19 protein-coding genes are annotated in these 24,250 nt (G+C 71.5%); 9 read left to right on the forward strand and 10 right to left on the reverse strand.

Annotation, left to right across the window (positions count from 1 at the left end):
* Positions 1 to 172: 172 nt before the first annotated feature.
* Positions 173 to 943, reverse strand: a complete 771-nt coding sequence (locus ACZ6ZQ_RS01825) for a MerR family transcriptional regulator (protein WP_469766568.1) — start codon at positions 941 to 943, stop codon at positions 173 to 175.
* Between the two features lie 120 nt (positions 944 to 1,063).
* Between ACZ6ZQ_RS01825 and ACZ6ZQ_RS01830 the strand changes: the two genes are divergently transcribed.
* Together ACZ6ZQ_RS01830 and ACZ6ZQ_RS01835 are read left to right on the forward strand one after the other, a co-directional pair.
* Positions 1,064 to 1,543, forward strand: coding sequence for a macro domain-containing protein (locus ACZ6ZQ_RS01830; RefSeq protein ID WP_469766569.1), 480 nt, complete (start codon positions 1,064 to 1,066; stop codon positions 1,541 to 1,543).
* Between the two features lie 79 nt (positions 1,544 to 1,622).
* Positions 1,623 to 2,117 (forward strand): hypothetical protein, encoded by a 495-nt coding sequence (locus tag ACZ6ZQ_RS01835; protein WP_469766570.1) that lies wholly within the window; start codon positions 1,623 to 1,625, stop codon positions 2,115 to 2,117.
* Positions 2,118 to 2,265: 148 nt separating this feature from the next.
* Here the strand turns inward: ACZ6ZQ_RS01835 and ACZ6ZQ_RS01840 are convergent, their stop codons facing one another.
* The 4 genes from ACZ6ZQ_RS01840 to ACZ6ZQ_RS01855 form a co-directional block, all read right to left on the reverse strand.
* Positions 2,266 to 3,084 (reverse strand): DUF2785 domain-containing protein, encoded by an 819-nt coding sequence (locus ACZ6ZQ_RS01840; protein WP_469766571.1) that lies wholly within the window; start codon positions 3,082 to 3,084, stop codon positions 2,266 to 2,268.
* A 98-nt stretch (positions 3,085 to 3,182) separates the two neighbouring features.
* On the reverse strand, positions 3,183 to 4,169 hold the full coding sequence (locus tag ACZ6ZQ_RS01845; protein WP_469766572.1) for a cation diffusion facilitator family transporter: 987 nt from the start codon (positions 4,167 to 4,169) through the stop codon (positions 3,183 to 3,185).
* A gap of 148 nt (positions 4,170 to 4,317) precedes the next feature.
* Complete coding sequence (sph, locus tag ACZ6ZQ_RS01850) at positions 4,318 to 5,307, reverse strand: sphingomyelin phosphodiesterase (RefSeq protein WP_469766573.1); 990 nt, start codon at positions 5,305 to 5,307, stop codon at positions 4,318 to 4,320.
* 132 nt (positions 5,308 to 5,439) lie between these two features.
* Complete coding sequence (locus ACZ6ZQ_RS01855; protein ID WP_469766574.1) at positions 5,440 to 6,162, reverse strand: aspartate/glutamate racemase family protein; 723 nt, start codon at positions 6,160 to 6,162, stop codon at positions 5,440 to 5,442.
* A 121-nt stretch (positions 6,163 to 6,283) separates the two neighbouring features.
* Between ACZ6ZQ_RS01855 and ACZ6ZQ_RS01860 the strand changes: the two genes are divergently transcribed.
* Positions 6,284 to 7,165 (forward strand): oxygenase MpaB family protein, encoded by an 882-nt coding sequence (locus tag ACZ6ZQ_RS01860; protein ID WP_469766575.1) that lies wholly within the window; start codon positions 6,284 to 6,286, stop codon positions 7,163 to 7,165.
* On the opposite strand, the gene ACZ6ZQ_RS01865 is transcribed toward ACZ6ZQ_RS01860, so the two are convergent.
* Both ACZ6ZQ_RS01865 and ACZ6ZQ_RS01870 read right to left on the reverse strand, forming a co-directional pair.
* Positions 7,128 to 8,168: a LacI family DNA-binding transcriptional regulator gene (locus ACZ6ZQ_RS01865; RefSeq protein WP_469766576.1), complete on the reverse strand. Its 1,041-nt coding sequence runs from the start codon at positions 8,166 to 8,168 to the stop codon at positions 7,128 to 7,130. The two genes, ACZ6ZQ_RS01860 and ACZ6ZQ_RS01865, sit on opposite strands and share 38 nt — an antisense overlap.
* Before the next feature lie 97 nt (positions 8,169 to 8,265).
* Entirely contained in the window at positions 8,266 to 9,795 is a 1,530-nt protein-coding gene (locus tag ACZ6ZQ_RS01870) for a M1 family metallopeptidase (protein ID WP_469766577.1), read from the reverse strand.
* 200 nt (positions 9,796 to 9,995) lie between these two features.
* Here ACZ6ZQ_RS01870 and ACZ6ZQ_RS01875 point away from each other — a divergent pair, with 200 nt between their 5' ends.
* The 3 genes from ACZ6ZQ_RS01875 to ACZ6ZQ_RS01885 all read left to right on the forward strand — a co-directional run bounded on the left by ACZ6ZQ_RS01875 (position 9,996) and on the right by ACZ6ZQ_RS01885 (position 15,060).
* Positions 9,996 to 11,975, forward strand: coding sequence for a Xaa-Pro dipeptidyl-peptidase (locus ACZ6ZQ_RS01875; RefSeq protein ID WP_469766578.1), 1,980 nt, complete (start codon positions 9,996 to 9,998; stop codon positions 11,973 to 11,975).
* Positions 11,972 to 13,264 carry a M14 family metallopeptidase gene (locus ACZ6ZQ_RS01880; RefSeq protein WP_469766579.1) on the forward strand — a complete coding sequence of 431 codons (1,293 nt, stop codon included), beginning with the start codon at positions 11,972 to 11,974 and terminating at the stop codon, positions 13,262 to 13,264. The genes ACZ6ZQ_RS01875 and ACZ6ZQ_RS01880 overlap by 4 nt, the downstream gene beginning before the upstream one ends.
* 152 nt (positions 13,265 to 13,416) lie before the next feature.
* On the forward strand, positions 13,417 to 15,060 hold the full coding sequence (locus ACZ6ZQ_RS01885; protein ID WP_469766809.1) for a BCCT family transporter: 1,644 nt from the start codon (positions 13,417 to 13,419) through the stop codon (positions 15,058 to 15,060).
* A 64-nt stretch (positions 15,061 to 15,124) separates the two neighbouring features.
* Here ACZ6ZQ_RS01885 and ACZ6ZQ_RS01890 read toward each other — a convergent pair whose 3' ends face one another.
* Positions 15,125 to 16,096: an FAD-dependent oxidoreductase gene (locus ACZ6ZQ_RS01890; RefSeq protein ID WP_469766580.1), complete on the reverse strand. Its 972-nt coding sequence runs from the start codon at positions 16,094 to 16,096 to the stop codon at positions 15,125 to 15,127.
* Between the two features lie 66 nt (positions 16,097 to 16,162).
* Between ACZ6ZQ_RS01890 and ACZ6ZQ_RS01895 the strand changes: the two genes are divergently transcribed.
* The 3 genes from ACZ6ZQ_RS01895 (at position 16,163) to ACZ6ZQ_RS01905 (ending at position 20,281) form a co-directional block, all read left to right on the forward strand.
* The gene (locus ACZ6ZQ_RS01895) at positions 16,163 to 17,182 is read left to right on the forward strand and encodes an oxidoreductase (protein WP_469766581.1); all 1,020 of its coding nucleotides are present in this window, start codon (positions 16,163 to 16,165) and stop codon (positions 17,180 to 17,182) included.
* 1,045 nt (positions 17,183 to 18,227) lie between these two features.
* Positions 18,228 to 19,865: a ribosomal protection-like ABC-F family protein gene (gene abc-f, locus ACZ6ZQ_RS01900; RefSeq protein ID WP_469766582.1), complete on the forward strand. Its 1,638-nt coding sequence runs from the start codon at positions 18,228 to 18,230 to the stop codon at positions 19,863 to 19,865.
* Entirely contained in the window at positions 19,865 to 20,281 is a 417-nt protein-coding gene (locus ACZ6ZQ_RS01905; RefSeq protein ID WP_469766583.1) for a hypothetical protein, read from the forward strand. Before abc-f ends, ACZ6ZQ_RS01905 begins: the two co-directional genes overlap by 1 nt.
* A gap of 235 nt (positions 20,282 to 20,516) precedes the next feature.
* Here ACZ6ZQ_RS01905 and ACZ6ZQ_RS01910 read toward each other — a convergent pair whose 3' ends face one another.
* Together ACZ6ZQ_RS01910 and ACZ6ZQ_RS01915 are read right to left on the reverse strand one after the other, a co-directional pair.
* Complete coding sequence (locus ACZ6ZQ_RS01910; protein ID WP_469766584.1) at positions 20,517 to 22,916, reverse strand: Tex family protein; 2,400 nt, start codon at positions 22,914 to 22,916, stop codon at positions 20,517 to 20,519.
* A gap of 391 nt (positions 22,917 to 23,307) precedes the next feature.
* The gene (locus tag ACZ6ZQ_RS01915) at positions 23,308 to 24,171 is read right to left on the reverse strand and encodes an SCO6745 family protein (RefSeq protein WP_469766585.1); all 864 of its coding nucleotides are present in this window, start codon (positions 24,169 to 24,171) and stop codon (positions 23,308 to 23,310) included.
* Positions 24,172 to 24,250 lie beyond the last annotated feature (79 nt).

Consider the following 24,250-nt stretch of genomic DNA (forward strand, 5'->3'; position numbering starts at 1 on the left):
CCGCTCGGGCAGGGTCCGGCCGCGTTCCAGCAGCAGGACGATGTGCGGGTCTGCCTGGATCCGGCAGGGCATCCGTTCTGGCTGTGGCTGTGGCTGTGGCTGGGCCTAGGCCGTGTCGGACAAATCCCGCCTGGCGCCCTGCGGGCGGACGGCGCTATTTGTCAGACACGACCTAGGGGGTGTCCCCCTCGGCACAGTGCTCGTCGGCGCCGTGCTCCTCGGTGCCGAACGCGGCACGCAGCTCTTCCCTCAGCGACCGCTGGAACGCCGTCACGAGGGCCTGGATGACCATCGGCTGCATATGAGCCGACAGCGACTTCATCGTTGCGACGTGATGAGGGTCCGACTCGCGCTCCCGGTAGGGGTTCCACACCTCGTCCCGGAACAGCCGCGTCAGCTCGTGCGCCGCCGCCCGGGCGTGCTCCAGCAGGACAGCCCGGGAGGCGAGGATCGTCTCGTGCGCTATGGGTACGTCCAGCAGCTCCACCCCGAGCCGCAGCAGCCCGCCGTCGAGCCGGAACACGTCCGGCGCGCTCCCGCGGCCCAGCACACCCATCGCCGCCAGCCGGTCGACATCCTGGTCCGACAGCGGCCGCCCGGCCCGGCGCTCCAGGTCCTGGCGGCTGGTCTCCTCCGCCGACTCAGGGGCCCAGGAAGCCACGAGGGCCCGGTGGATCGCCAGTTCGTGGGCGCTCAGGTCGGCCGGCAGCTGCTCCACATAGCGTTCGATCGCGGCGAGCGTCATGCCCTGGTGCTGCAGTTCCTCGATCAGAGCCAGCCGGTACAGATGATCCGCGCCGTAGTGCCCCACCCGGCGCGGCCCGATCACGGGCGGCGGCAGCAGGCCCCGGGTGCTGTAGAAGCGGATGGTGCGGACGGTGACACCGGCGCGCGCGGCCAGTTCGTCGACGGTCAGCGTCGGCTCCTCGGTCTCGGTCGCCATGGTCTCCCTCGCCTTCTCCGTACATCCATCCGATGCAACAGTAATGCTGTCTCACCAGTGTTGTGAAAGCGCTCGGAAACTTCGAGGCGGATTGTCAGTGATGCCTCGTACGGTGGTGGCATGTCGGGGATCACGTATGTACGGGGGGACGCCACCGCGCCGCACGGCAAGGGCGTCAAGCTGATCGCGCACGTCTGCAACGACCTGGGCGGCTGGGGGAAGGGCTTCGTCGTCGCGATATCCCGCCGCTGGCCGGAGCCCGAGGCGGCGTACCGGCGCTGGCACCGCGAGCGGGCGCGAAACGACTTCGGGCTGGGCGCGGTCCAGTTCGTCCAGGTCAGCCGCTATGTGTGGGTGGCGAACATGGTGGGGCAGCGGGGCATGCGCACGGGCAGCAAGGGGGTGCCCGTGCGGTACGAGGCGATCGGCACGGCCCTCGGCGCGGTCGCCGACAAGGCGGTAGAGCTCGGTGCGTCGGTCCATATGCCACGCATCGGCTGCGGGCTGGCGGGCGGCACCTGGACGAGGGTGGAGCCACTGATAGCGGAGCGGCTCACCGCGCGGGGCATAGCGGTCACGGTGTACGACCACGACGCGTAGCCCCACGCGTGGCTTGGCGTGTACCTGGCGCTAGAGTGCGGTGCTTGTTCGATTTGCCACGCGACAAAGGGGGAGGGGCATGAGCACGCAACTGAGGGAGACCGCCACGGAGTTGGCGGAGATCCTGTGGCGCGAGCACACCGTGTACCGCGACCGGGCGGGAGGCGTGGTCATCCGGGGGGAGCACGTCCAGCGCTGGATCAGCATTGCCCCCAGGGGCGGCAGGGACGAGGTTCTCGTCCGTGCGGGCCGGATCCTCGACGGGGGGACGACTGCCCCGGCGCGCTCGGAGGTCGTCGCGAACCTCACCGCCGGGACGAGCGAACTCGCCGCGATCTGCCGTCGGCTGCTGGCCGAGGCGGCCGCGGATGTCGTGCCCGGCGCGACGCAGGCGAGCGGCCCGGCCAGGTCCGGCCGCCCGGCCGAGCGATCCAAGGGACCCAAGAGATCCAGGAGACCCAAGCGGTCCGGACGAGCCGGACGGCACACGAGCTTCGGCTCCTGGGTGGTCATCATCTGCGCGGTCGCACTCGTCGCCCTCTACGCGTACAACGTGGCCGGGGCGTACCGGTAGCCGGCCTCGCGCCCCGCCCGTCCAGTTCCGTCACCGCCACCCAGGCCCCGAGCAGCGACGGTCACGTCCGCCGGCCGACGGGGCTGTCCGGCCAGGTCACACAGCGCCGCAGCCCCGCAGCCCACGTCCGCGGCCACGCACCCGAACGTCAGGCGAGCCAGCTGTAAGGCAGGCGCAGGATCGCGGCAACCTGCGCGGCCACCACCGGAGCATGCGGTGGAACGCCTCCGTCGGCGAGGCCGCGGGTCAGGTGGAGATGAAGGGACTGAAGCGTGGCGAAGCTGTTGAAGGCCCACGGTGGGACGGGGCCGGGGCCGCCGCCTTCGAGGGCGTCCGTGACGACGCTCAACCAGGCGGTTGCCTGCTCGGCCGTCAGGCCAGGGGCGAGCAGAATCCCGCTGAGCGCGCGGGCGAGGCGCGCGTCCTCCAGCTGCTCGTAGCGGTAGTCGGCGTGTGCGGCCGTCATCCGGTGGGCGCACAGTTCCAGCAGTTCGGTGCGGCGGGCAGGCAGAGCCCGTGCGAACGCCGCGGCCGCGTCGGCGCCGTGGGCGACGGCGTGCAGCCAGCCGAGGGAGTCGTCCCAGCCGCGGGTGTCGCGCTCTGACGGGTACCAGGAAGCGAAACCGGTGTACCAGCGCTCCGCGGCCCGCTCCGGCACGGTGCCAGGAACGGCGTCCGCGCGCGTCAGAACGCACCGGAGCACGAGCGGAGCGAAGGTTCGGGCCTGAACCTCAGGATGGGTGAAACGGTCCGCGGCAGTGTCACCGAGGTCTTCCAGGACCTCGTCCAGGTGCCCTTCCCGTATCCAGCGCGCGGTCGCAGTGTAGGCATGGTCGTCACGGACCTCAGGGTCACGAGACACGAGCATGGCCGACAGCTCGTCACTGAGCCGGGAAGCCGGCACGGCATCGGGGAAGGGAAAGTCCTCGGCGGCGATCGACGACCAGTCGACAAGATCCGTACTCATCGCGTCAGCCTTCCACGCGCCTCAGGGCCCGGCAAGATCCGGAAGAGAGGCTCCAGGGCACCCCATCCACGCGGCTACGCGGCTACGCGGCTGCGCGGCTACGCGAAATGATGGGCCAGGGCCGCATGCGGGTCCTGGTCCGTCGTGTGCCCGTGGTCGACATGGACGGTCGCGCCCGCCAGCCGTGGCACGGCGTGCAACAGCGCGTGCTCGGCGGCCACGGCCACCGCATGGGCTTGGACGACCGTCAGCGCCGGGTCGACCTCGACGGAGGTCTCCGCGCGCAGGCTGTGCCCGAGCCAGCGCATCCGTACGGCTCCCACCGCCCGTACGCCCTCGACATGGGAGAGCGCGTGCTCGGCCTCGTCCACCAGCGCGGGGTCCACGGCGTCCATCAGCCGGTGCCAGATCTCCCGTGCCGCGCCCCGCAGCACGAGCAGGATCGCGCCGGTGATGACGAGTCCGATCAGCGGGTCGGCATAGCGCCATCCCAGCGCCGAGCCTGCCGCGCCCAGCAGCACGGCGAGCGAGGTGAACCCGTCGGTGCGGGCGTGCAGTCCGTCGGCGACGAGTGCGGCGGAGCCGATGCGCTTTCCGGTACGGATACGGGCCCTGGCCACCCACTCGTTGCCCGCGAAGCCCACGAGTGCGGCCGCGGCGACGGCAGGCAGGTGGCTGACGTCCTGCGGGTCCAGCAGCCGCCGGACGGCCTCATAGCCGGCGAAGGCGGCGGACGAGGCGATCACCAGCACGACGAAAACCCCGGCCAGGTCCTCCGCCCGCCCGAAGCCGTACGTGTAGCGGCGGGTGGCGGCCCGCCGGCCCAGCACGAAGGCGAGGGCGAGCGGGAGCGCGGTCAGCGCGTCGGTCGCGTTGTGGACGGTGTCGCCCAGCAGCGCGACCGATCCGGACAGTGCCGCGACGACCGCCTGGACGAGGGTGGTCGTGGCGAGGATCCCGAACGAGAACCAGAGCGTCCGCAGGCCGTCGGCGGAGGCCTCGAGCGCGGCGTCGATGCGCTCGCCGTGATGGTGGTGATGGTGGTGTCCATGCCGGTGGCTGTGACTGTGCCCATGACCCTTCATGGACACCACCATGGCAGCCGGACAGCCTTGCAGCCACTGCCGAAAAGCGGCCTCTGACCAGCTGCGAAAGGCTTGCGACTACGGTCTCGCGGCTACTGCCCCGGGCCTGCTCCCGCGAGGCTGCGGCCCTGTGCCCGCTGCCGGGCGGCTACTGCCCGGACGCGGTGACCGGGTAGTGGTCGGACAGGTTCGTGTATGTGTAGTCCGTTCCCCAGCTGGAGACCGTCCAGGGCGCGCTCTGCTCCTTGATCACGTTGTTGTTCCAGCCGGCCGGCTTGGCGTGGCCCGCCCGGTGGAGCACGTAGTCGAGGTCCTCGCGCGGGTCGTCCGGGTAGCGGTCGGCCGCGATCGAGTTGTCCTGCGTGTCGAAGGAGTACGGGTGGCCGGTGCGCGAGTCGGCGCCGGTGAGGCCGCCGTCCGCCAGCATCGTCGCGTACTCGGGCGTGCGCGAGTCCACATTGAAGTCGCCCGCGACCAGCACCTGCTCCGAGGCCGGGATGTTCTTGGCGTCGAGGAACGCGTCGATCGCCTTGAACTGGCGGCTGCGCATCTGCGCCGCCTCACCCGCGCCGCAGCCCGGGTCGGTCGACTGCGCGTGCGTGCCCACGACGTGCACCTTGGTGCCGTTCACGTCGAGCACCACGTACACGAAGCCCTTGTTGGACCACCAGTCGGCGCCGCAGGCGTCCTTGTAGACGTACTGCTCCTTGCGCAGGATCGGCCACTTGCTGAGGATCGTGACGCCGCCGTCCTCGGGGGTCGTCGCGGAGTACGAGCCACCGGTCGCGTCCCAGCCGCTCTTGCTGCGGCCCATCACCGGGGTCTGGTACGGGTACTGGGCGCGGGCGTTCTGCTGCAGCGCGTCGGAGGCGGAGTTGTCGAACGCCTCCTGGAGCACGACGACGTCATTGCCCCGGAAGAACGAGGTCTTCGGGATCTCGGCGGCTCGGTGGTCCTGGCCCCAGTTCGGGTACAGGGTCTTGCTGAACAGGAAGACGTTGTACGTCAGCACCTTCAGCGACGGCGTCGCGGCGGCCTCTGCGGCGGGCGCCGAGGGTGCGGCCACCGCGAGGGTGGCGGCGGCGAGGGTGCTGGCCAGGGCTGCGCCGGATATGCGGCGGAGCACGGATTGCGGCACTGGAACTCCCGTTTCTGATGGGGGGTATTGAACCGGCGCGCACATCAAAGCAGCGGGAGTTACCTTCGGGTAACCGTTAGGTGCCCGAATTCTTTCCGGAGGTTCACCATCCGCAGAACTTGTACGGACAACTCAGAGGGGGCCGCCGTGCCACACCGGCAACGGCCCCGTGCCGACGGCCGTTTCGAACGCCGCGCGGGCCAGCAGCCGCGTCGAATCCAGCGTCGGCAGCGGCGAGACGTCCGGCGTCACCAACAGCGGGATCTCGGTGCAGACGAGCGCGACGGCGTCGCAGCCGCGCGCCGCCAGCCGTTCGATGACACGGACGTACGCCTCGCGTGAGGCGTCCGTGAACTCGCCGTTCACCAGCTCCTCGAAGATGATCCGGTCGACGGCCGAACGGTCCTCCGCCCCCGGCACCTCGCCGACGATCCCACGACTGCCGAAGGCCCGGGGATAGACCGGACCTTCCATCAGATACCGCGTGCCGAGGACGCCGACGCGCGAGCGCCCGTCCCGTGCGGCCCGCTCCGCGACCACCTCGGCGATGTGCAGCCCGGGCAGGGCGAGGTCCTCCCCGGGCAGCTCCAGGGCCTGGTGGGCGGTGTTGTCCGGGCAGACGAAGAAGTCCGCGCCGGCGCCCGACAGCCGCCGTACGCTCTCCGCGAGCGTGGCCCGGATCGCGGCGTGGTCCCCGGAAGCCCACGCGGGCATGCTGCGCGCGAGCGCGATGCAGTCCAGGGTCACATCCGGATGGTCGTGCGGTCCCAGCTCACGGAAGCCTTCCCGGCAGAATTCGCGGAAGCACAGCGCCGCGCCTTCCGCGCTGTGCGCGAGAATCCCGAGGTGCGTCATGGGAGCTCCAGAGGTCCGGTGCCGGTGCTCCTCACACTGAACACCGGCGTGATCGCATACTGGAACGGAGAACGGGACCGGACACGGAGTCCCGCCACCGCCGACCCCTGGGAGCGCATGCATGAGCAGGCCGCCGGATCCCGTACCGCCACCGCCCGGCGGTGTGCTGTGGAGCCTCGCCGGCGACATCCGCGGACTGCTGATGCTGCCCGCCGCACTCACCATGCAGGTCGCGCACCCCGCCGTCGGCGCCGGAGTCGACGAGCACTCCGTCTTCCGCACCGACCCGTGGGGACGCGGAGAGCGCTCCCTGCGCTCGCTCCAGCTCTGGGTGTACGGCGGCGAAGCCGCGGCCGAGGAGGGCCGCCGGCTGCGGCAACTGCACAGGACCATCCAGGGCACCGACACCCGCGGCCGCCGGTACCACGCGCTCACTCCCGAGTACTACGCATGGGTCCACGCCACCGGCTTCCCCGTCTACCAGCACGCCGCCCGCTATCTGTACCGCCCGTTCACCGCGGCGCAGGAGCGCAAGCTGTACGCGGAGTGGCTGCAGGTCGGGCGGATCCTCGGCATCCACGACCGGGACATGCCGCAGACCATCGAGGAGTTCTGGCCCTACTACCGCAAGGTCCTCGCCGACGAACTGGAGGTGACTGTCGTCGTGCAGGACCTCACCGCGACCGACCGCCCCGTACCGCCACCGGACCGCGGGCCGGTGCTGCTCAGGCTGCTGCTGCGCGCTTTCTGGCCGCTGATCCTGCCGCCGCTCGCCCGGTTCCGGCGCTTCGTCACCATCGGCCTGATGCCGCCCGACGCACGCGAGGCGATAGGGCTCCCCTGGACCGACGCGCAGGAGCGCAGACTGCGGCGCCTCGGCCGAGTCGTCCGGGCCGTGGTGCCCGTCCTCCCCGAGCGGCTGCGCTATCTGCCGCTGGCGAGGCGGGCCCGCCGGGCGGCCCGGCTCACGCCGAGGCGCGGCGCACCAGCGTCGTCGGGGTGATCACCGAAGCCGGGGCGCCGGAGCCCGGTTCGCTCTCGTTCAGCACCCGCATCAGCAGCCGCACCATCAGCCGCCCGTTGCCCTCGATGTCCTGACGGACCGTCGTGAGCGGGGGGTCGGTGCTCTCGGCCACCAGGGTCATGTCGTCGAAGCCGACCAGGGCGATGTCCTCCGGCACCCGCAGCCCGCGCTCGCGCAGCACTCTCAGCGCGCCCGAAGCCATCAGGTCGTTCGATGCGAACACCGCGTCCGGCGCGGAGCCACCGTCGAGCAGCGCGGCCATCGCACGTGCGCCGCTCTCCGCCGTGAAGTCGCCCTGGGCGGTCAACGCCGGGTCGGCTTCGGGCAGTACGTCACGGTAGCCGTCGAGCCGGTCCAGCGCGGAGGTCTGGTCGCGCGGGCCCGCGATGTGCGCGACGCGGGTGCGGCCGAGGGAGACCAGATGGCGCACCGCTGCCCGGGCGCCGCCGCGGTTGTCGCAGTCGACGTACGGGACCGCGTGCTCGGAGCCGGCTCCCGGCCCGCCCGGACGGCCTCCGAACACGGCAGCCACCCCCGACCCGCGGACCACGGAGGGCAGTGCGTCGTCCTCGTGCAGGGAGAAGGCGAGCGCCCCGTCGACATGGCCGCCGCCGAGATAGCGGGCGATCCGGTCGTGGTCGTCGGGCCCCTCCACCCACAGCAGTACCAACTGCAAGTCGTTGGCGGCCAGTTCCCGGCTGATACCGCGCACCTGACGCTCGAAGAACGGATCCGAGAAGACCCGGAACTCGGGCTCGGCGATGATCACGGCAACCGCCCCGCTGCGCCGGGTGACCAGGCTCCGCGCCGCATGGTTCGGTACGTAGCCGAGCTCGGCCACCGCCTCGCGCACCCGGTCCGCCAGCGGTGTGCGGACACCTGCCCCGCCGTTGACGACGCGCGAGACCGTCGCCCGTGAGACCCCGGCGCGGGCGGCGACGGCCTCCAGAGTGGGCCGGGTTCCAGTGGTCGGATCGGGCAACAGATGCTCCTCGTCGGCGCGTCGGACCGTGTCGACACGAGGGTAACCGCAGGTGCCGCCGCCCCCGAAGGGGCGACGGCACCATCAGCACCCCACGTCAGTGGTCGTGGCCCTGCTCGTGCGCCTGGCCCCGCTCGTGGTCGTGGACCGTGTTCGTCGCGGCGATCTTCTTCCAGGACTTCGGCCGCGCCGGCCGGACGTCCGCACGGGCGGTGATCCGCTCGCCCGCCGCGGCCGGCGCAGCCGGCTTCGACGGCTCGTACAGCCAGGCGTCGAAGAGCTCCGCGAGCGGCTTGCCGGAGACCGTCTCGGCGTACTTCACGAAGTCGTCCACACTGCCGTTGCCGTTGGCGTTCACCGTCGGCCAGCCCTTGAGGATCGCGAAGAAGGCCTCGTCACCGATCTCGCCCCGCAGCGCCTGCAGGGCGAGCGCACCACGGTCGTAGACGGCGATGTCGAACTGCTTGTCCGGGCCGGGGTCACCAGGCTTCACCGTCCAGAACGGGTCCTCGGCCGGGTGCAGGGAGTAGACGTAGTCCGCCAGCTCCTGCGCCGTGCCCTCGCCCTCCCTCTCCGACCACAGCCACTGGCTGTAGCGGGCGAAGCCCTCGTTGACCCAGATGTCCTTCCAGCCCTTGACGGAGACGCTGTCCCCATACCACTGATGGGCCAGTTCATGGACGACCACCGAGGCGTTCGCGCCATTGGCGAACTGCCGCGGGCTGTAGAACGGGCGGGTCTGTGTCTCCAGCGCGAAGCCGCTCGGCACGTTCGGGACGTAGCCGCCGAGCGCGTTGAACGGATACGGCCCGAAGACCTCCTCCAGCCACTCCGCGATCTCGATCGTCCGCTCGACGCTGGCCCGCGCCGCCCCCGCGTTGTCGCCGAGGTCCTTGCTGTAGGCGTTGAGGACCGGCAGTCCCTTCGCGGTCTTGTCGGTCGTGATGTCGAACTTGCCCACCGCGAGGGTCGCGAGATACGTGGCCTGCGGCTTGTTCGACCGCCAGCTGAAACGCGTCCAGCCGAGCCGTGAAGTCTGCGACTGCAGCACGCCGTTACTGATGGCCTGGGTGCCGTCCGGCACCGAGACGGAGATGTCGTACGTCGCCTTGTCCAGCGGATGGTCGTTGGACGGGAACCACCACACCGCCGAGTCCGGCTCCTGGGCGGCGACGCCGCCGTCCGGGGTGCGCTGCCAGGCGCTCCAGCCGTCGATCTTCAGCTCGGAGGGCTTGCCGGCGTACCGGACGACCACCGAGACCGGCCGGTTCTGCTCCAGCGGCGAGGCCGGGGTGATCTCCAGCTCCCGGTCGCCGCTCTTCGCGAACGCGGCCTTCCGGCCGTTCACCCGCACCTCGCTGACGTTCAGGCCGAAGTCGAGGTTGAAGCGGGAAAGGTTCTGCGTGGTGGTGGCGAGGATCGTCGCCGTACCCTCCAGCAGATCGGTCTTGGGCTGGTATTTCAGCCGCAGGTCGTAATGCGATACGTCATAGCCGCCATTTCCGCTGGCCGGGTAGTAGGGGTCGCCAATGCCCGATGCCCCGGGCTCGAAGTCTGCGGCCGATGCCGGGATCGCCAGCAGAAGAGAAGCCGCAAGCGCGCTCGGAACGAGGATTCTGCGGTGCACGAATGCTCCAAATAGTCGGGGCGGATGCTCTCTTCGGACCCTATTCATGCGTGCGACGCCCCGTCATGTCCACGGCTCCTGTTGTCACACGATCGCCATTCGGCCGACACGACGCCCGTCGTCCCCTCAGTCGCTCCGGTCCACTCCTGGTTCTCTACTGCCCTCTGTCGCACAGGAGTTGACCGGAGTACCTTCCGCCCATGCCGATACGTGTGCGGGGCACCCGCCTTTGGAACAGATCGCTGGCCGCGGCGGCCACGGCCGCCCTGATATCCGTGCTCATACCGCCGGGCAGCGCCCAGAGCGCCCCGCCCCGCGAGAGCAGACCCGTCTACTCGTACGACAACGCGATCCGGGAATCCGTATGGGTGGACACCCGGCTCGACGGCGACGGGGACGGCAGGACCGACCGCGTTGCGGTCGACATCGTCCGGCCACGTGAAACGGCGCAACATGGCCGGAAGATACCGGTCATCATGGATGCCAGCCCGTATTACTCCTGCTGCGGGCGCGGCAACGAGAGCCAGAAGAAGACGTACGACGCGAACGGGAATCCCGTCCAGTTCCCGCTCTACTACGACAACTACTTCGTGCCGCGCGGCTACGCCTTCGTCGCCGTCGACCTCGCCGGCACCAACCGCTCCGACGGCTGTGTCGACGTCGGTGGCCGCTCCGACATCCACTCCGCCAAGGCCGTCGTCGACTGGCTGAACGGCCGCGCCCGCGCCTATACCACCCGAACCGGCGCCGAACGCGCCGCGGCCGGCTGGACCACCGGCGACGTCGGGATGATCGGCAAGAGCTGGGACGGCACCATCGCCAACGGCGTCGCCGCGACCGGGGTCGAGGGCCTCAGGACCGTCGTCCCGATCGCCGCCATCTCCTCCTGGTACGACTACTACTTCGCCCGGGGCGCGCCGCTGTACGACTCCGGCCCCGACTGGCTCTCGAACTACGTGAACAGCCCCGACGCCCGCGCCCGCTGCCAGGCCGTCCAGCAGCGGCTCGTCGACGAGGCCCCGCGCAGCGGCGACTGGACGCGGCTGTGGAGCGAACGCGACTACGTCCCGGACGCCCGTAATGTCCGGGCCAGCGTCTTCGCCGTCCATGGCATGCAGGACCTCAACGTACGCCCGAAGCACTTCGGGCAGTGGTGGGACGCACTCGGCGACCACGGTGTCGAGCGCAAGGTCTGGCTCTCCCAGACCGGACACGTCGACCCCTTCGACTTCCGCCGCGGCGAGTGGGTCACGACGCTGCATCGCTGGTTCGACCACTACCTCCTGGGCTACGACAACGGCATCGACCGCGAGCCGATGGCCGACATCGAGCGCGCTCCCGACCAGTGGTCCACCGACCGTGTCTGGCCGCCACGCTCCACCGCCACCACCACGATCCGCCCCGGCAAGGGCGCCACCCCCGGCGTCGGCACACTCGCCCTGAAGCCCGCCCCGCCCGGCGCCACGGAGACATTCACCGACGACCCGGCACTCGACGAGACCGACTGGGCCGCCGACATCGACCGCGCCACACCGGCCAAGGCCGGGTTCGTCACCCGGGCGCTCAGCCGCGACCTGCGGCTCTCCGGATCCTCCACGGTCACCGTCACCGCCACCCCGACGACCACGACCGCTCATCTCTCCGCGGTCCTCGTCGACGTCGGCCCGGACACCATCCGCGACTACGCCGCCGCCGGAGAAGGCATCACCACCCTTCCCGGGCGCACCTGCTGGGGCCCGAGCACGGCCGGTGACAGCTCCTGCTTCAAGGAGACCGCGGCCCGTACGGCCGCCGTCGGCCACACCGTCGTCAGCCGCGGCTGGGCCGATCTCGGCAACCACGCCTCGGCCGGCAAGGGCCGCCCGCTCACGCCCGGCACGGCCTACACCATCACTCTCGATCTGCACGCCACCGACCATGTCGTCCCGGCAGGTCACCGTCTGGCGCTCATCATCGGCGGCACCGACAGGGACCTCATCGATCCTCCGTCCACGAGGCCGAGCCTCACCCTCGATCTCGTCCGAACCGCCGCACGGCTGCCCTTCGTCGGAGGCGCCCCGGCCTTCGTGCGGGCCACCACAGGCGCTGTCCCGCCGGCCGCCACCGCGCGCGAGTCCCGCCTCGACGGTGTCGCAGAGCCGCGTCCGATCCGCCCGATCCCGGGAGCGAGCAACCGATGAACCGCCGTATCCGTATCCGCACCCTGGCCCTGGCCGTCTGCGCCCTCGCCGCGCCCCTGATGTCCGCGCCGGCCCAGGCGGCCCCCGCCGCGCAGAGCTTGCCGCGCACCGGATTCGAAGCCTCGGGCGGCGCGCGCTGGACCGGTCAGGCCGAGGAGTGGCAGTTCCTCGCCGCCGTCGACCGGGCCGCCGACCGGGTCTCACTGAACACCATCGGCACGACCGGGCAGGGCCGCCCGCTCCGGCTCGTCCGCATCGGCGGCGAGCGGACCACGGCGAACACCATGCTGCTGATCTGCAGTCAGCACGGCGACGAGCCGTCAGGCCGGGAAGCCTGCCTGACCACCATCCGCGACCTCGCATACGCCAAGGACGCCGGGACCCGGCGCTTCCTGGACCGCACCACCGTCCTCGTCGTCCCCACCGCCAACCCCGACGGCCGCGCCGCCGACACCCGGGAGAACGCGGACGGCGTCGACATCAACCGGGACCACATCGCCCTGAAGACCGCCGAGGGCCGCGCCCTGGCCGCCGTCATCCGTGACCGGCGCCCGGACGTGATCTACGACTTGCACGAGTACAACTCCACGCCCTCCTACTACGACAAGGAACTGCTCTCACTCTGGCCGCGCAATCTCAACACCGATCCGAGGGTCCACAAGGAAGCGCACACGCTCTCCGAGACCTATGTACGGCCCGCCGCCCACGACGCCGGGTTCAGCAGCGGCATCTACGGCATCTGGACCGATCCGGTCACCGGTGAGCCCGTGAAACAGGTCGCCGGTGACGGCCAGGAGCGCATCCTGCGCAACACCGCCGGCATCAAGCACTCCGTCGGGCTGCTCGTGGAGACCCGCGTCGACCCTCTGACCGACGCCGAGAAGGCGGACGCGGCACTCAACAACCGGCGCCGGGTCGCGACCCAACGAGCCGCGCTGGAGGGCGCGTTCGACTTCGTCGACGAGCGGCGCGGCCGGATCGAGGCCGCGACGGGAGCGGCACGCCTCGCGGGCTTCGCGGACCGTGGCCCGGTCCACGTCGGCGGCGCCGACAACGACCCGGCCACCCCCGAGGAGACCCTCCAGGATCCCCCCTGCGCTTACCGGCTCACGGCCGGACAGTACGCGGACGTGAAGGACGAACTCGCCCTGCACGGCGTCCTGTCGAAGCCCGGCAGTGACGGAGTGTACGTACCGTTGCGGCAGTCTCAGCGTGCCCTCGTACCGCTCCTGCTGGATGAGCGGGCGGCATACCATCTCACATCCGGACGTCCTGTTACCGCTTGTTGATGCGATCAGACCCGCGTCACCTGTGGTAGGAGGGCCTACGGAGAGCGAATCCAGGCTCCGTGAACCTCCGAAAGGTGCCACCTGTGCCGCACGAGGAATCGCCCGGCGAATCGCACGACGCACGGAAACCGGGCAGCCGGGGAGATCTGCCGGTGACGGCGGACCTCCCCGGCCTGTCCGGGGACTCCCGGACGGACCGCGTGGTCTTCGGCGTCACCGCGGCCCTCACGCTCGCCTTCGTGATCTGGGGTTCCGTCGCCACGGACACCCTGGAGAGCGTCTCCAGCAGCATGCTCTCCGGCCTCATCCACAACGGTGGCTGGGCGTTCGTCCTCGCCGCCTCCGGCTTCGTCGGCTTCGCGCTCTGGCTCGCCATCAGCCGCTACGGCAGGATCCCGCTCGGACAGGAGGGTGAGGAGCCCGAGTTCCGCACCGTTTCCTGGGTCGCGATGATGTTCAGCGCGGGCATGGGCATCGGCCTGATGTTCTACGGCGTCAGCGAACCTCTCGCGCATTTCACCACACCGCCGCCCGGCACCAGCCCGGCCGACGCCGCCGAGGCCATGGAGATCTCCATGGCCACCACCCTCTTCCACTGGACGCTGCACCCCTGGGGCATCTACGCCGTCGTCGGGCTCGCCATCGCGTACAGCACCTATCGGCGGCGCCGGCGCCAGACCATCAGCGCCGTGTTCGAATCACTCATCGGCAGAAAGCACGCGTACGGCACGGGCGGCCGGATCATCGACATCCTGGCCATCTTCGCCACCCTCTTCGGGTCCGCCGCCTCTCTCGGCCTCGGCACCCTCCAGATCGGCAGCGGCGTCACCGAACTGGGCTGGATGGGGAAGGTCAGCACGGCACTCCTCGTCGGCATCATCGCCGTACTGACCCTCGCGTTCGTCCTGTCCGCCGTCTCCGGCGTCGAGAAGGGCATCCAGTGGCTGTCCAACACCAACATGGTGCTGGCGCTGCTCCTCGCACTGTTCGTCTTCATCGCCGGGCCGACCATCATCGTGCTCGACCTGCTTCCGACGTCGATCGCCACCTACTTCGGGGAGCTGCCGCAGCTGGCCGGGCGCACCGAGGCCTCCAGCGGCGAGGGCGTCGGCGACTGGCTGGGCACCTGGACGGTCTTCTACTGGGCCTGGTGGATCTCCTGGACGCCGTTCGTCGGCATGTTCATCGCCCGCATCAGCCGGGGACGGACGATCCGTCAGTTCGTCGGCGGAGTAATCCTGGTGCCGAGCACGGTCAGCCTGTGCTGGTTCGCCGTCTTCGGCGGCACGGCGATGACGCTCCAGGAACGCGGGCGGCTCGGCAAGGAGACGACGCCCGAGGGACAGCTCTTCGCCGTGCTCCAGCAGTTCCCCGTCTCCACGGCGATGAGTCTGCTGGTGATGATCCTCGTCGGGATCTTCTTCGTGTCGGGCGCCGACGCCGCGTCCATCGTGATGGGCGCGCTCTCCCAGAAGGGCGCCCTGGAACCGGGCCGGTTCGTCGTCGTCTTCTGGGGCTTGGTCACCGGGGCTGTCGCGGTCGTGATGCTCCTCGTCGGCGGCGGGCAGGGCGACGCGCTCGCCGGACTGCAGAATCTGACCATCCTGGTGGCCGCGCCGTTCGTCCTGGTGATGATCGGCATGTGTGTCGCGCTGATGCGCGATCTGCGCCACGACCCGCTGATCGTGCGCGGCCGGCGAGGTGAGGAGGTGGTCGAACTCGCCGTCATCGCCGGCCATGAGAAGTACGACGACGACTTCGAGCTCCGGATCGGTCCCACCCCGCCGGGCAGCTGAGGCCGCTGCCGGTCGTCACCAAGGGTGCTCACCGGTCCAGGTCCGTTCACCGGGCGAGGTCCGTTCACCCGGCGAGGTCCGCGGCGGCCCTGGCACAGCCCCAGGCCACAGTGACGCCCGCGCCGCCGTGACCGTAGTTGTGGATCAGGCGCGTGCCGTACGGGCCCGGCGCGCCGTCCAGGCGGACCCCCGAGGCCCTGGCCGGGCGCAGGCCCACCCGGTGGCCGAGGACCCTCGCGTCCGCGATCTCCGGCCGGATCCGCGCGCACCGCTCGACGATCGCCGCGGCGGTCGCCTGGTCCGGCTCCAGGGACCAGGAGCCCTCCACCGCGGTGCCGCCGAGGATCAGCCGGCCGGGCTGCGGGAAGAAGTACGTCAGCGTGCTCAACTCCTCGTCCACTGCCGTGAACCAGGTCTCGATCCCGGGATTCTCCACGAGCACCAACTGCCCCCGGACCGGCGACATCTCCAGGTCCGGTACGAGGTCACGTGCCCCGAGCCCGGTGCAGTTGACCACCACGGCGCCCTCCGCCGCCGCCTCGTCGAGCGAGGCGATCCCGCGGGTCTCGACCGTCCCGCCCGCCGCCTCGAGCCGGGCCCGCAGCCAGCCCAGGTGCACGGGCATGTCGATCAACGGCAGCCGGGCCCGGAGCGCGGGCCCGCCACCGCCCGGCGCCTCACCGGGCGCCAGTTCCCGCAGACCGGCCACGTCCCGCGCCCACGGCCCCAGGGCGTCGAGCCGGGCCCCGGACTGCACACCGGCCACCAGCCGGACACCGGTCACGTCCGGGTCCGCGGCGAGCTCCTCGTACACCCGCAGCGTCGCGAGCGACCACGCGCCGACCAGCGCCTCGGGCTCGATCCGGTACGGCCACCACAACGCCCCCGCCACCGCGGACGTGGTCGCTTCCGCCGGCTCACGGGTCCACAGCCGCACCCGGCGGCCCTCCTCGGCGAGCACCACCGCCGTCGTCAGCCCGATGACCCCGCCGCCCACCACGATCACATCGCCCACGCCGCTCACCTCGCCGCTCATGGCCGGACCGTAGCGGAATCGAAGATGCCGTGCTCACATCACGTCACAGCTGGGGATACTCCAGACATGTCTGCCGAGTACGCGACCTTCGCCCTGGCGCCGGCGATGCGAGCCGGGGGAGTCCTGGCCGATGGTGGCTACCAGGTCCACCGGGACTTCATGGACTTCATCGTCGACGGCTGCCCGCTCCTCTTCCAGCTCTCCGACCTCGACGCGGTCTCCCCGCTCGCCTCCGACATCCCGCCCGCGATCTTCACCCGTCAGGTCCGCGCTCTGCTGCTGGAGGCCGAGGCCCCGCTTCCCGGCGGGCGTTACGTCATCTACGGCTGCCCCGAGTGCGAGGGACTCGACTGCGGCGCCGTCACCGCCGTCATCGAGCGCGACGGGGACGACATCGTCTGGCGGGACTTCGCCTGGCAGACCGACGAGGCCGCCGACCTGGAACTCAACGGCTACCACGGGATAGGGCCGTTCCGCTTCCGCGGCGGGGAGTACCGCACGGAGCTGGAACGGCTCCTCGACGACGAGGAGGGCCGGTCGCGCCGTCGCGTCCTGCTGATCGGCGCCCGTGTCGCCGTCCTCGCCAAGCTCGCCGCCGCCCTGCGCACCATCGGCATCGGCGCCGAGATCGCCCATGACGCGGCCGGAGTCCCCGCCGAGGAGCTCCGCACCTACGGGGCCGTCGCCTTCGGCCGCGCGGTCGGCGAGCCCGAACGGGCTGCGGTGCGCGCCGTCTTCGAACAGGCCGGGTTGGATGTCGCGTACGTGGACGGGCTCGCCCCGGTCATCCCGCTCCTGGTCGCCCAGATCGAACACGCCCTCGACCGCTCGTCGGCGCGCCATCGGCTGACCGGGCTGACGGCGGCCGGTGGTGAGGCGACGGTGACCGTCACCTCCACCTGCCGTGTCCACCTTGTCGCGTACCGCCTGGACCGGCTCCACCGCACCCACACGCACGACGTCTTCGACGGGATGCTGGAGCCCGGCACCCACCGAATTCCGCTGGACGCGCGGGCGGTCAAGGGGCACTCCTTCGTGGTGGCACGCGCCATGGGGGGCGTGCTGGTCGCGCCCGTGGCGCGATGACACAGCCGAGGGGCCCGGGCGAGCCGGTCGATCGCCGGCACGACATGCATCAGCCGAACCGGAGGTCCGCCTCCCCGCGCCGATGAGCGGCGCCCGGCGGAACGGTCCGTCCATCCGCACACGCACCCCGGCGGAGCTGCGCCGATCGCGCAGACCGCGTGCCCACGCCTGCTGGGACCCCCTCTACGCGGCGCTCCTGTGGCCGCTGCACGGCGCGCTGTGCTCAATATGCCGCTACCGCGGCGTGGTGGGGACACTCGCCCGCACCTGTGACGCGGTCGGCGCGTGTCCGACCGTGCCGCGCTTCCCCCGGGTGCCCGAGGCCGTGGCCCGCGGCAACACGCTGCGCAAGCCGCTCTGTACCTTCCCCCGGACTTCGTCCGGGGGACCCCCGACCGGCGATCCTCTCGGATGGCCGGCGAGGCAGCGCGAACGCGGCGTACGGATCGTGGGCGTCGGCTGTAGCGATATGCCGCTACCGCGGCGTGGGCCGACGAGACGGTGCGTCTCGCCGATCTCGCGCCGCGCGAGAGCCCACGGTCATGGTCCTCGGCCATGAGCAGGCGGCCACGCCGCGGGAGCGGCATGTCGACACAGTCCGCCCGAAGCCCTCGACCTGCCCGACGAGTGCGTGGAGATCCCGATGACCGGCGCGGGCGCCGGCCTGGACGTCGCCGTCGCCGGATCGCTCGCGCTCTAGGAACTTGCGGGCCTGCTCCGAGCCGCTCCAGGCCCTGTCCGGGCGAGCTTGTCGGGGCCGCGACGCTCCCCCCAAAGCTTCGCCTGGGTGGGGGTGCCCCCGGCGGAGCCAGGGGGAGTACCACCAGCTACGGCGCCTCGCTGCGTTGTCGGAGTCGCCCAAGTCCGACAACGCAGCGTGGGGGTACCTCCCGTGCCCGCAGGGCTACGGGGGGTGCGTGCCAGGCGTCGCGTGCCAGGGGGCTTTCGCGACAGCCCTTAGGCGGCCCCCGGCGGGCCCTGGCCGGCCCGGTCCCCACCAGCCGGGCCCGGCCCCGACCTGCGCCCCGATAGGATCGGCCCCCTCATGACTGCAACCCTCGTCGCCAAGGACCTCGCCGCCGGACACGGCGACCGCTCGCTCTTCGCCGGCCTCGACCTCGTCGTCGCGCCCGGCGATGTGATCGGCCTCGTCGGAGCCAACGGAGCCGGAAAGTCCACCCTGCTCCGCCTGCTCGCCGGCCTCGACCGGCCCGAGCAGGGGGAGCTGCGGCTCTCGCCGCCGACCGCCACCGTCGGGCACCTGCCGCAGGAGCCGGAGCGCCGCGAGGGCGAGACCGTACGGCAGTTCCTCGCCCGCCGTACCGGGGTCGCCGCGGCCCAGGCCGCGATGGACGAGGCCACTCAGGGCCTCGTCGACGGCACCCCCGGCGCCGACGACGCCTACGCGACCACACTCGAGCGCTGGCTGGCGCTCGGTGGCGCCGACCTCGACGAGCGCGCCGAGGAGGTCGCGGGCTCGCTCGGTCTCACCGTCGGCCTCGACCAGCCCATGACCTCGCTCTCCGGCGGCCAGGCCGCCCGCGCCGGGCTCGCCTCCCTGCTCCTGTCCCGCTACGACGTCTTCCTCCTCGACGAGCCGACCAACGACCTCGACCTGGACGGCCTGGAGCGGCTGGAGACCTTCGTCCAGGGGCTGCGCGCCGGCACGGTCGTCGTCAGCCACGACCGCGAGTTCCTCACCCGTACCGTCACCAAGGTCCTCGAACTCGACCTCGCCCAGCAGCAGATCACCCTTTACGGCGGCGGCTACGAGGCCTATCTGGAGGAGCGGGCGACCGCCCGGCGGCACGCGCGCGAGGAGTACGAGGAGTACGCCGACAAGAGGTCGGCGCTGGAGGGCCGGGCCCAGATGCAGCGCGCCTGGATGGACAAAGGCGTCAAGAACGCTCGCCGCAAGGCCACCGACAACGACAAGGCCGGCCGCAAGTTCCGCAGCGAGGCGAGCGAGAAGCAGGCTGCGAAGGCCCGCCAGACCCACCGGATGATCGAACGGCTCGATGTCGTCGAGGAGCCCCGCAAGGAATGGGAGCTGCGGATGGAGATCGCCTCCGCGCCCCGCTCCGGTTCGGTCGTGGCGACCCTCCGGGACGCCGAGGTGCGGCGGGGAGACTTCCGCTTCGGGCCGGTGTCGCTCCAGATCGACTGGGCCGACCGCGTCGCCATCACCGGCGCCAACGGCTCCGGCAAGTCCACGCTGCTCGCCGCTCTGCTCGGCCGCCTCCCGCTGGACGAGGGCCATGCGGTGCTCGGCTCGGGCGTCGTCGTCGGCGAGGTCGACCAGGCCCGGGGGCTCTTCCACGGCACCGACTCGCTGCTGGACGCCTTCTGCGCGGCCGTCCCCGAGACCGAACCGGCCGAGGTCCGCACCCTCCTCGCCAAGTTCGGCCTCAAGGCCGACCACGTACTGCGCCCCGCCGCCACCCTCTCACCGGGCGAGCGGACCCGCGCCGCGCTGGCCCTGCTCCAGGGCCGCGGCGTCAACCTCCTCGTCCTGGACGAGCCGACGAACCATCTCGACCTGCCGGCCATTGAACAGCTGGAGTCCGCGCTCGACTCGTACAGCGGCACGCTGCTCCTGGTCACGCACGACCGGCGGATGCTCGACGCGGTCCGTACGACCCGCCGCATCGAGGTCGCGGCAGGAAAGGTGACCGAGCTCTGATGACCGACCCCACGACCCGTCTGATCGCGCTGCTCGACGACCCCGAGGCCGATGTCGACGAGACGATCGACCTCGCCGACGAGATCGCGGCGTCCGGCGACCGCGGTCTGCTCCCGCGCCTGGAGACCGAGCTCGGCCGCTTCATCGGTGAACGGAACTTCTACGCCCGCGAGATGCTCGGCGGGGTGATCGCGGCGATCGGCGGCACCGATGTACTGCCGGTGCTGCTGCGTGCCTCGGCCGTCGACCTCGGTGACGATCAGGACGGACTGGCGACGGAGATCGTCGGTGTGGTCCAGTCGGACCCGCGGACGGCCCGCGCGCTCCTGGAGCCCCTGACCAAGGACGACGACCCGGCCGTCGCCTCCCGGGCGGAATCGGCCCTGCGCTTCCTCCCCGACGCGCCGCAGGCGTAAGGAGACGCGCCGCGTCCCGGCCCGTCGGGCGTCGAGGGGCGGGCACGCGGGCTCGTTGGACGGTTTGCCAGTCCGCTTTCCAGCCGGTCCGGCGTTTGAGGACGGACACCCCCGCCCACTCGGCGGCAAGGGGTAGCTTCCCAGCCCGTCGAGTGTCGAAGACGGACACCCCGCCCGCCCGGGCCGCCCCGCCCGCAGGGCTGGGCGGCCCGGGCGGGCGGAGCTCCCGAAAGAGTCAGCCGCGCCTGCCGCCGCCCTGCTTCGGGTCGAGCAGGCCCGCCTTGCGCAGGGCGTCCGCCATCGCGCTGTTCGCCGGGGCCGGCGCCTGTCGGCCGGTGCCACCGCCGCCACCACCGGAGCCGCGGCGGTCACGGCCGCCGCCCTGACGCTGCTGCGGCGGGCGGCCGCCCTGGCCGCGCTCACGGCGCTGACCCTGGCCGCCGCCGGACGCCTGCGTCGCCGCCTCGTCGTCCAGCCGCAGCGTCAGCGAGATCCGCTTGCGGGGGATGTCGACGTCGAGGACCTTCACCTTCACCACGTCGCCCGGCTTCACCACGTCCCGCGGGTCCTTGACGAAGGTCCGGGACATCGCGGACACATGGACGAGACCGTCCTGGTGGACGCCGATGTCGACGAACGCGCCGAACGCCGCCACGTTCGTGACGACACCTTCCAGCACCATCCCGGAGGCCAGGTCGGAGATCTTCTCGACGCCCTCCTTGAAGGTCGCCGTCTTGAACGCGGGCCGCGGGTCGCGCCCCGGCTTCTCCAGCTCGCGCAGAATGTCCGTCACCGTCGGCAGACCGAAGGTCTCGTCGACGAAGTCGTCCGCGCGCAGCGACCGCAGCACCCCGGTGTTGCCGATCAGCGACGCCACCTCACTGCCCGTGGTCTTCACCATGCGCCGCACCACCGGATACGCCTCGGGGTGCACGCTCGACGCGTCGAGCGGGTCGTCGCCGCCGCGGATCCGGAGGAAGCCCGCGCACTGCTCGTACGCCTTCGGGCCGAGCCGCGCCACGCCCTTGAGCTCCTTGCGGGAGCGGAACGGACCGTTCGCGTCGCGGTGCGCCACGATGTTCTCGGCGAGCCCCGAGCCGATGCCCGAGACGCGCGAAAGAAGCGGCGCGGAAGCGGTGTTGACGTCGACGCCGACACCGTTCACACAGTCCTCGACGACCGCGTCCAGCGAGCGCGACAGCTTCACCTCGGACAGATCGTGCTGGTACTGGCCGACGCCGATCGACTTGGGGTCGATCTTCACCAGCTCGGCGAGCGGGTCCTGCAGCCGCCGCGCGATCGACACCGCGCCGCGCAGCGACACATCGAGGCCCGGCAGCTCCTGCGAGGCGAACGCGGACGCCGAGTACACCGACGCGCCCGCCTCCGACACCATCACCTTGGTGAGCTTCAGCTCCGGGTGCCGGGTGATGAGGTCACCGGCGAGCTTGTCCGTCTCGCGCGACGCCGTGCCGTTGCCGATGGCGACCAGCTCGACCGCGTGCTCCTTCGCGAGCCGCGCCAGCTTCGCCAGCGACTCGTCCCACTTGTTCGCGGGGACGTGGGGATAGATCGTGTCGGTGGCGACGACCTTGCCGGTGGCGTCGACGACGGCCACCTTCACACCCGTACGGAAGCCGGGGTCGAGGCCCAGCGTCGCGCGCGTACCCGCCGGCGCGGCGAGCAGCAGATCCCGCAGATTGGCCGCGAAGACCCGTACCGCCTCGTCCTCGGCGGCCGTCCGGAGCCGCAGCCGCAGGTCGATCCCGAGGTGCACGAGAATCCGGGTCCGCCATGCCCAGCGCACGGTGTCCGCGAGCCACTTGTCGGCCGGACGGCCGCGGTCGGCGACGCCGAAGCGCCGGGCGACCATGGACTCGTACGTGGACGGGCCGGGCTCCTCCGACGGCTCCTCGGGCTCCAGCTCCAGCGAGAGCACGTCCTCCTTCTCGCCGCGGAGCATCGCCAGGATGCGGTGCGAGGGCAGCTCGGTGAACGGCTCGGCGAAGTCGAAGTAGTCGGCGAACTTCGCGCCCGCCTCCTCCTTGCCGTCCCGGACCTTCGCCGCGAGCCGACCGCGGGTCCACATCCGCTCCCGGAGCTCGCCGATGAGGTCGGCGTCCTCCGAGAACCGCTCGGCGAGGATCGCCCGCGCGCCCTCCAGCGCGGCCGCCGGGTCCGCGACACCCTTGTCAGCGTCGACGAACGCCGCCGCGGCCGCGAGCGGATCGACCGACGGGTCGCCCAGCAGGCCCTCGGCGAGCGGCTCCAGACCGGCCTCCCGGGCGATCTGCGCCTTGGTGCGCCGCTTGGGCTTGAAGGGCAGATAGATGTCCTCCAGGCGGGCCTTGGTGTCGGCGGCCCGGATCTGCGTCTCCAGCTCGTCCGTGAGCTTGCCCTGCTCACGTACGGACTCGAGGATCGCGGTCCGCCGCTCCTCCAGCTCCCGCAGATACCGCAGCCGCTCCTCGAGCGTGCGCAGCTGCGCGTCGTCGAGCATCTCGGTCGCTTCCTTGCGGTAGCGCGCGATGAACGGCACGGTCGACCCGCCGTCGAGCAGCTCGACGGCCGCCTTCACCTGCCGCTCCCGTACGCCGAGCTCCTCGGCGATCCTGCCTTCGATGGACGTCGTCACGGTTCCCCGACTCGCCTTCTGATGCTGGCTGTGCTTGGAGGCCCCGCGGACATGGCCCGCGGCATCGCGGTCCCTGCCCGCGCGGCCTCTTCGCCTGCATTCTGCCGGGTGGCCGGGTGCCGTGTCGCGGTGCCCCGCTAAGGGCTGTCCCGCAATACCCACCGGGCGCACGACGACAGCTACGGCACCTCGCTGCGTTGTCGAATCGTCCCGATACATCCAGTACTGGGACGACCCTCCGCCTTGCGATGTGTCCCCTGGCCCTGCGTGCACGGGGAGACCCCATGCACCGGACCCCGCTCGCCCCGCGGCGGTAGCCGCGGATGTCGCTGCCGGCCTGATCCAGAAGACAGGCCCTGGGTGCTGTCCTGCGGGTCGGGCCCAGGCGGTGTCAGCCCTTGGCGCTCAGGCCCGCGGGGAAGGCACCGGCGGCGACGGCCTTCGTCAGAAGACCGTGAGCCAGCTCAGTGAGGCGTTCGACCCCCGCCGCGCCGAGGTGCTCGTACGGGGCGACGTCGAGGCGGTCGGTGTGCTCCTCCACCTCCGCCCGCAAGGCAGAGCCCGCGGCGGTCAGCTCACCCTCGGCGTCGAGGAGTCCGCGCTCGCGGAGCCGGTCCGAAGCCGCCTCCCAGTCGGTGCGCCGCCAGCCGCGGCTGGCGAGGATCCAGCGCGGGGACATGCCCTTGCCGGTCGCGGTGTGGCTGACCAGGGCCTCCAGCGGATCGAGTGCGGCGGACAGCAGCGCGGTCAGATGGCCGTCGCCGCGGTGCTCGCGCAGCAGGGTCGCGGCATGCCAGTAGGCGAGGTGCGGCTCCTCGGGCACGGGCAGATCCGCGTGCGCCGCGTAGAGCGGACGGGCGTGCCGGGTGCAGGCCTCCGTGGCGCGCAGTGCCAGCCGGGCGGCCTCCGCCATCTCCGGCGAGGCGACCGTCTCGTCGCCGAGCAGCCGGCGCAGCGTCGCGTCGGCGGCCCGCAGCCGGGCCGTCAGCACGGTGGCCGGCGAGGCGGTGTCCCATACCGCCGGGAGGTGCCGGGCGATCAGTTCGTGGTTGAAGTTGTAGAAGGTGGCGGCCACGGTGCCCGGGCCGACCGCGCCCATGGCCGCCGCGCGCCCGGCGAAGTACGCGGCGCTCGTGTCCTCGACGCCGATCCCGGCGAGCTCCTTCGCGTAGTCGGGCGAGAAGTACAGGGTGGAGTGCAGCGGGTTGACGGCGTTGTGGCAACGGCGGCCCGCGCGCGGGGGCAGAGAGGTCATGAACCGTACGTTACCGACTGGTCGGTACGCAGGGAAGTCCGGCCACTTCCGCTGACTACTGACCGCTGGCCACTGAAAG

Source organism: Streptomyces sp. NPDC053673 (genome assembly GCF_055585225.1).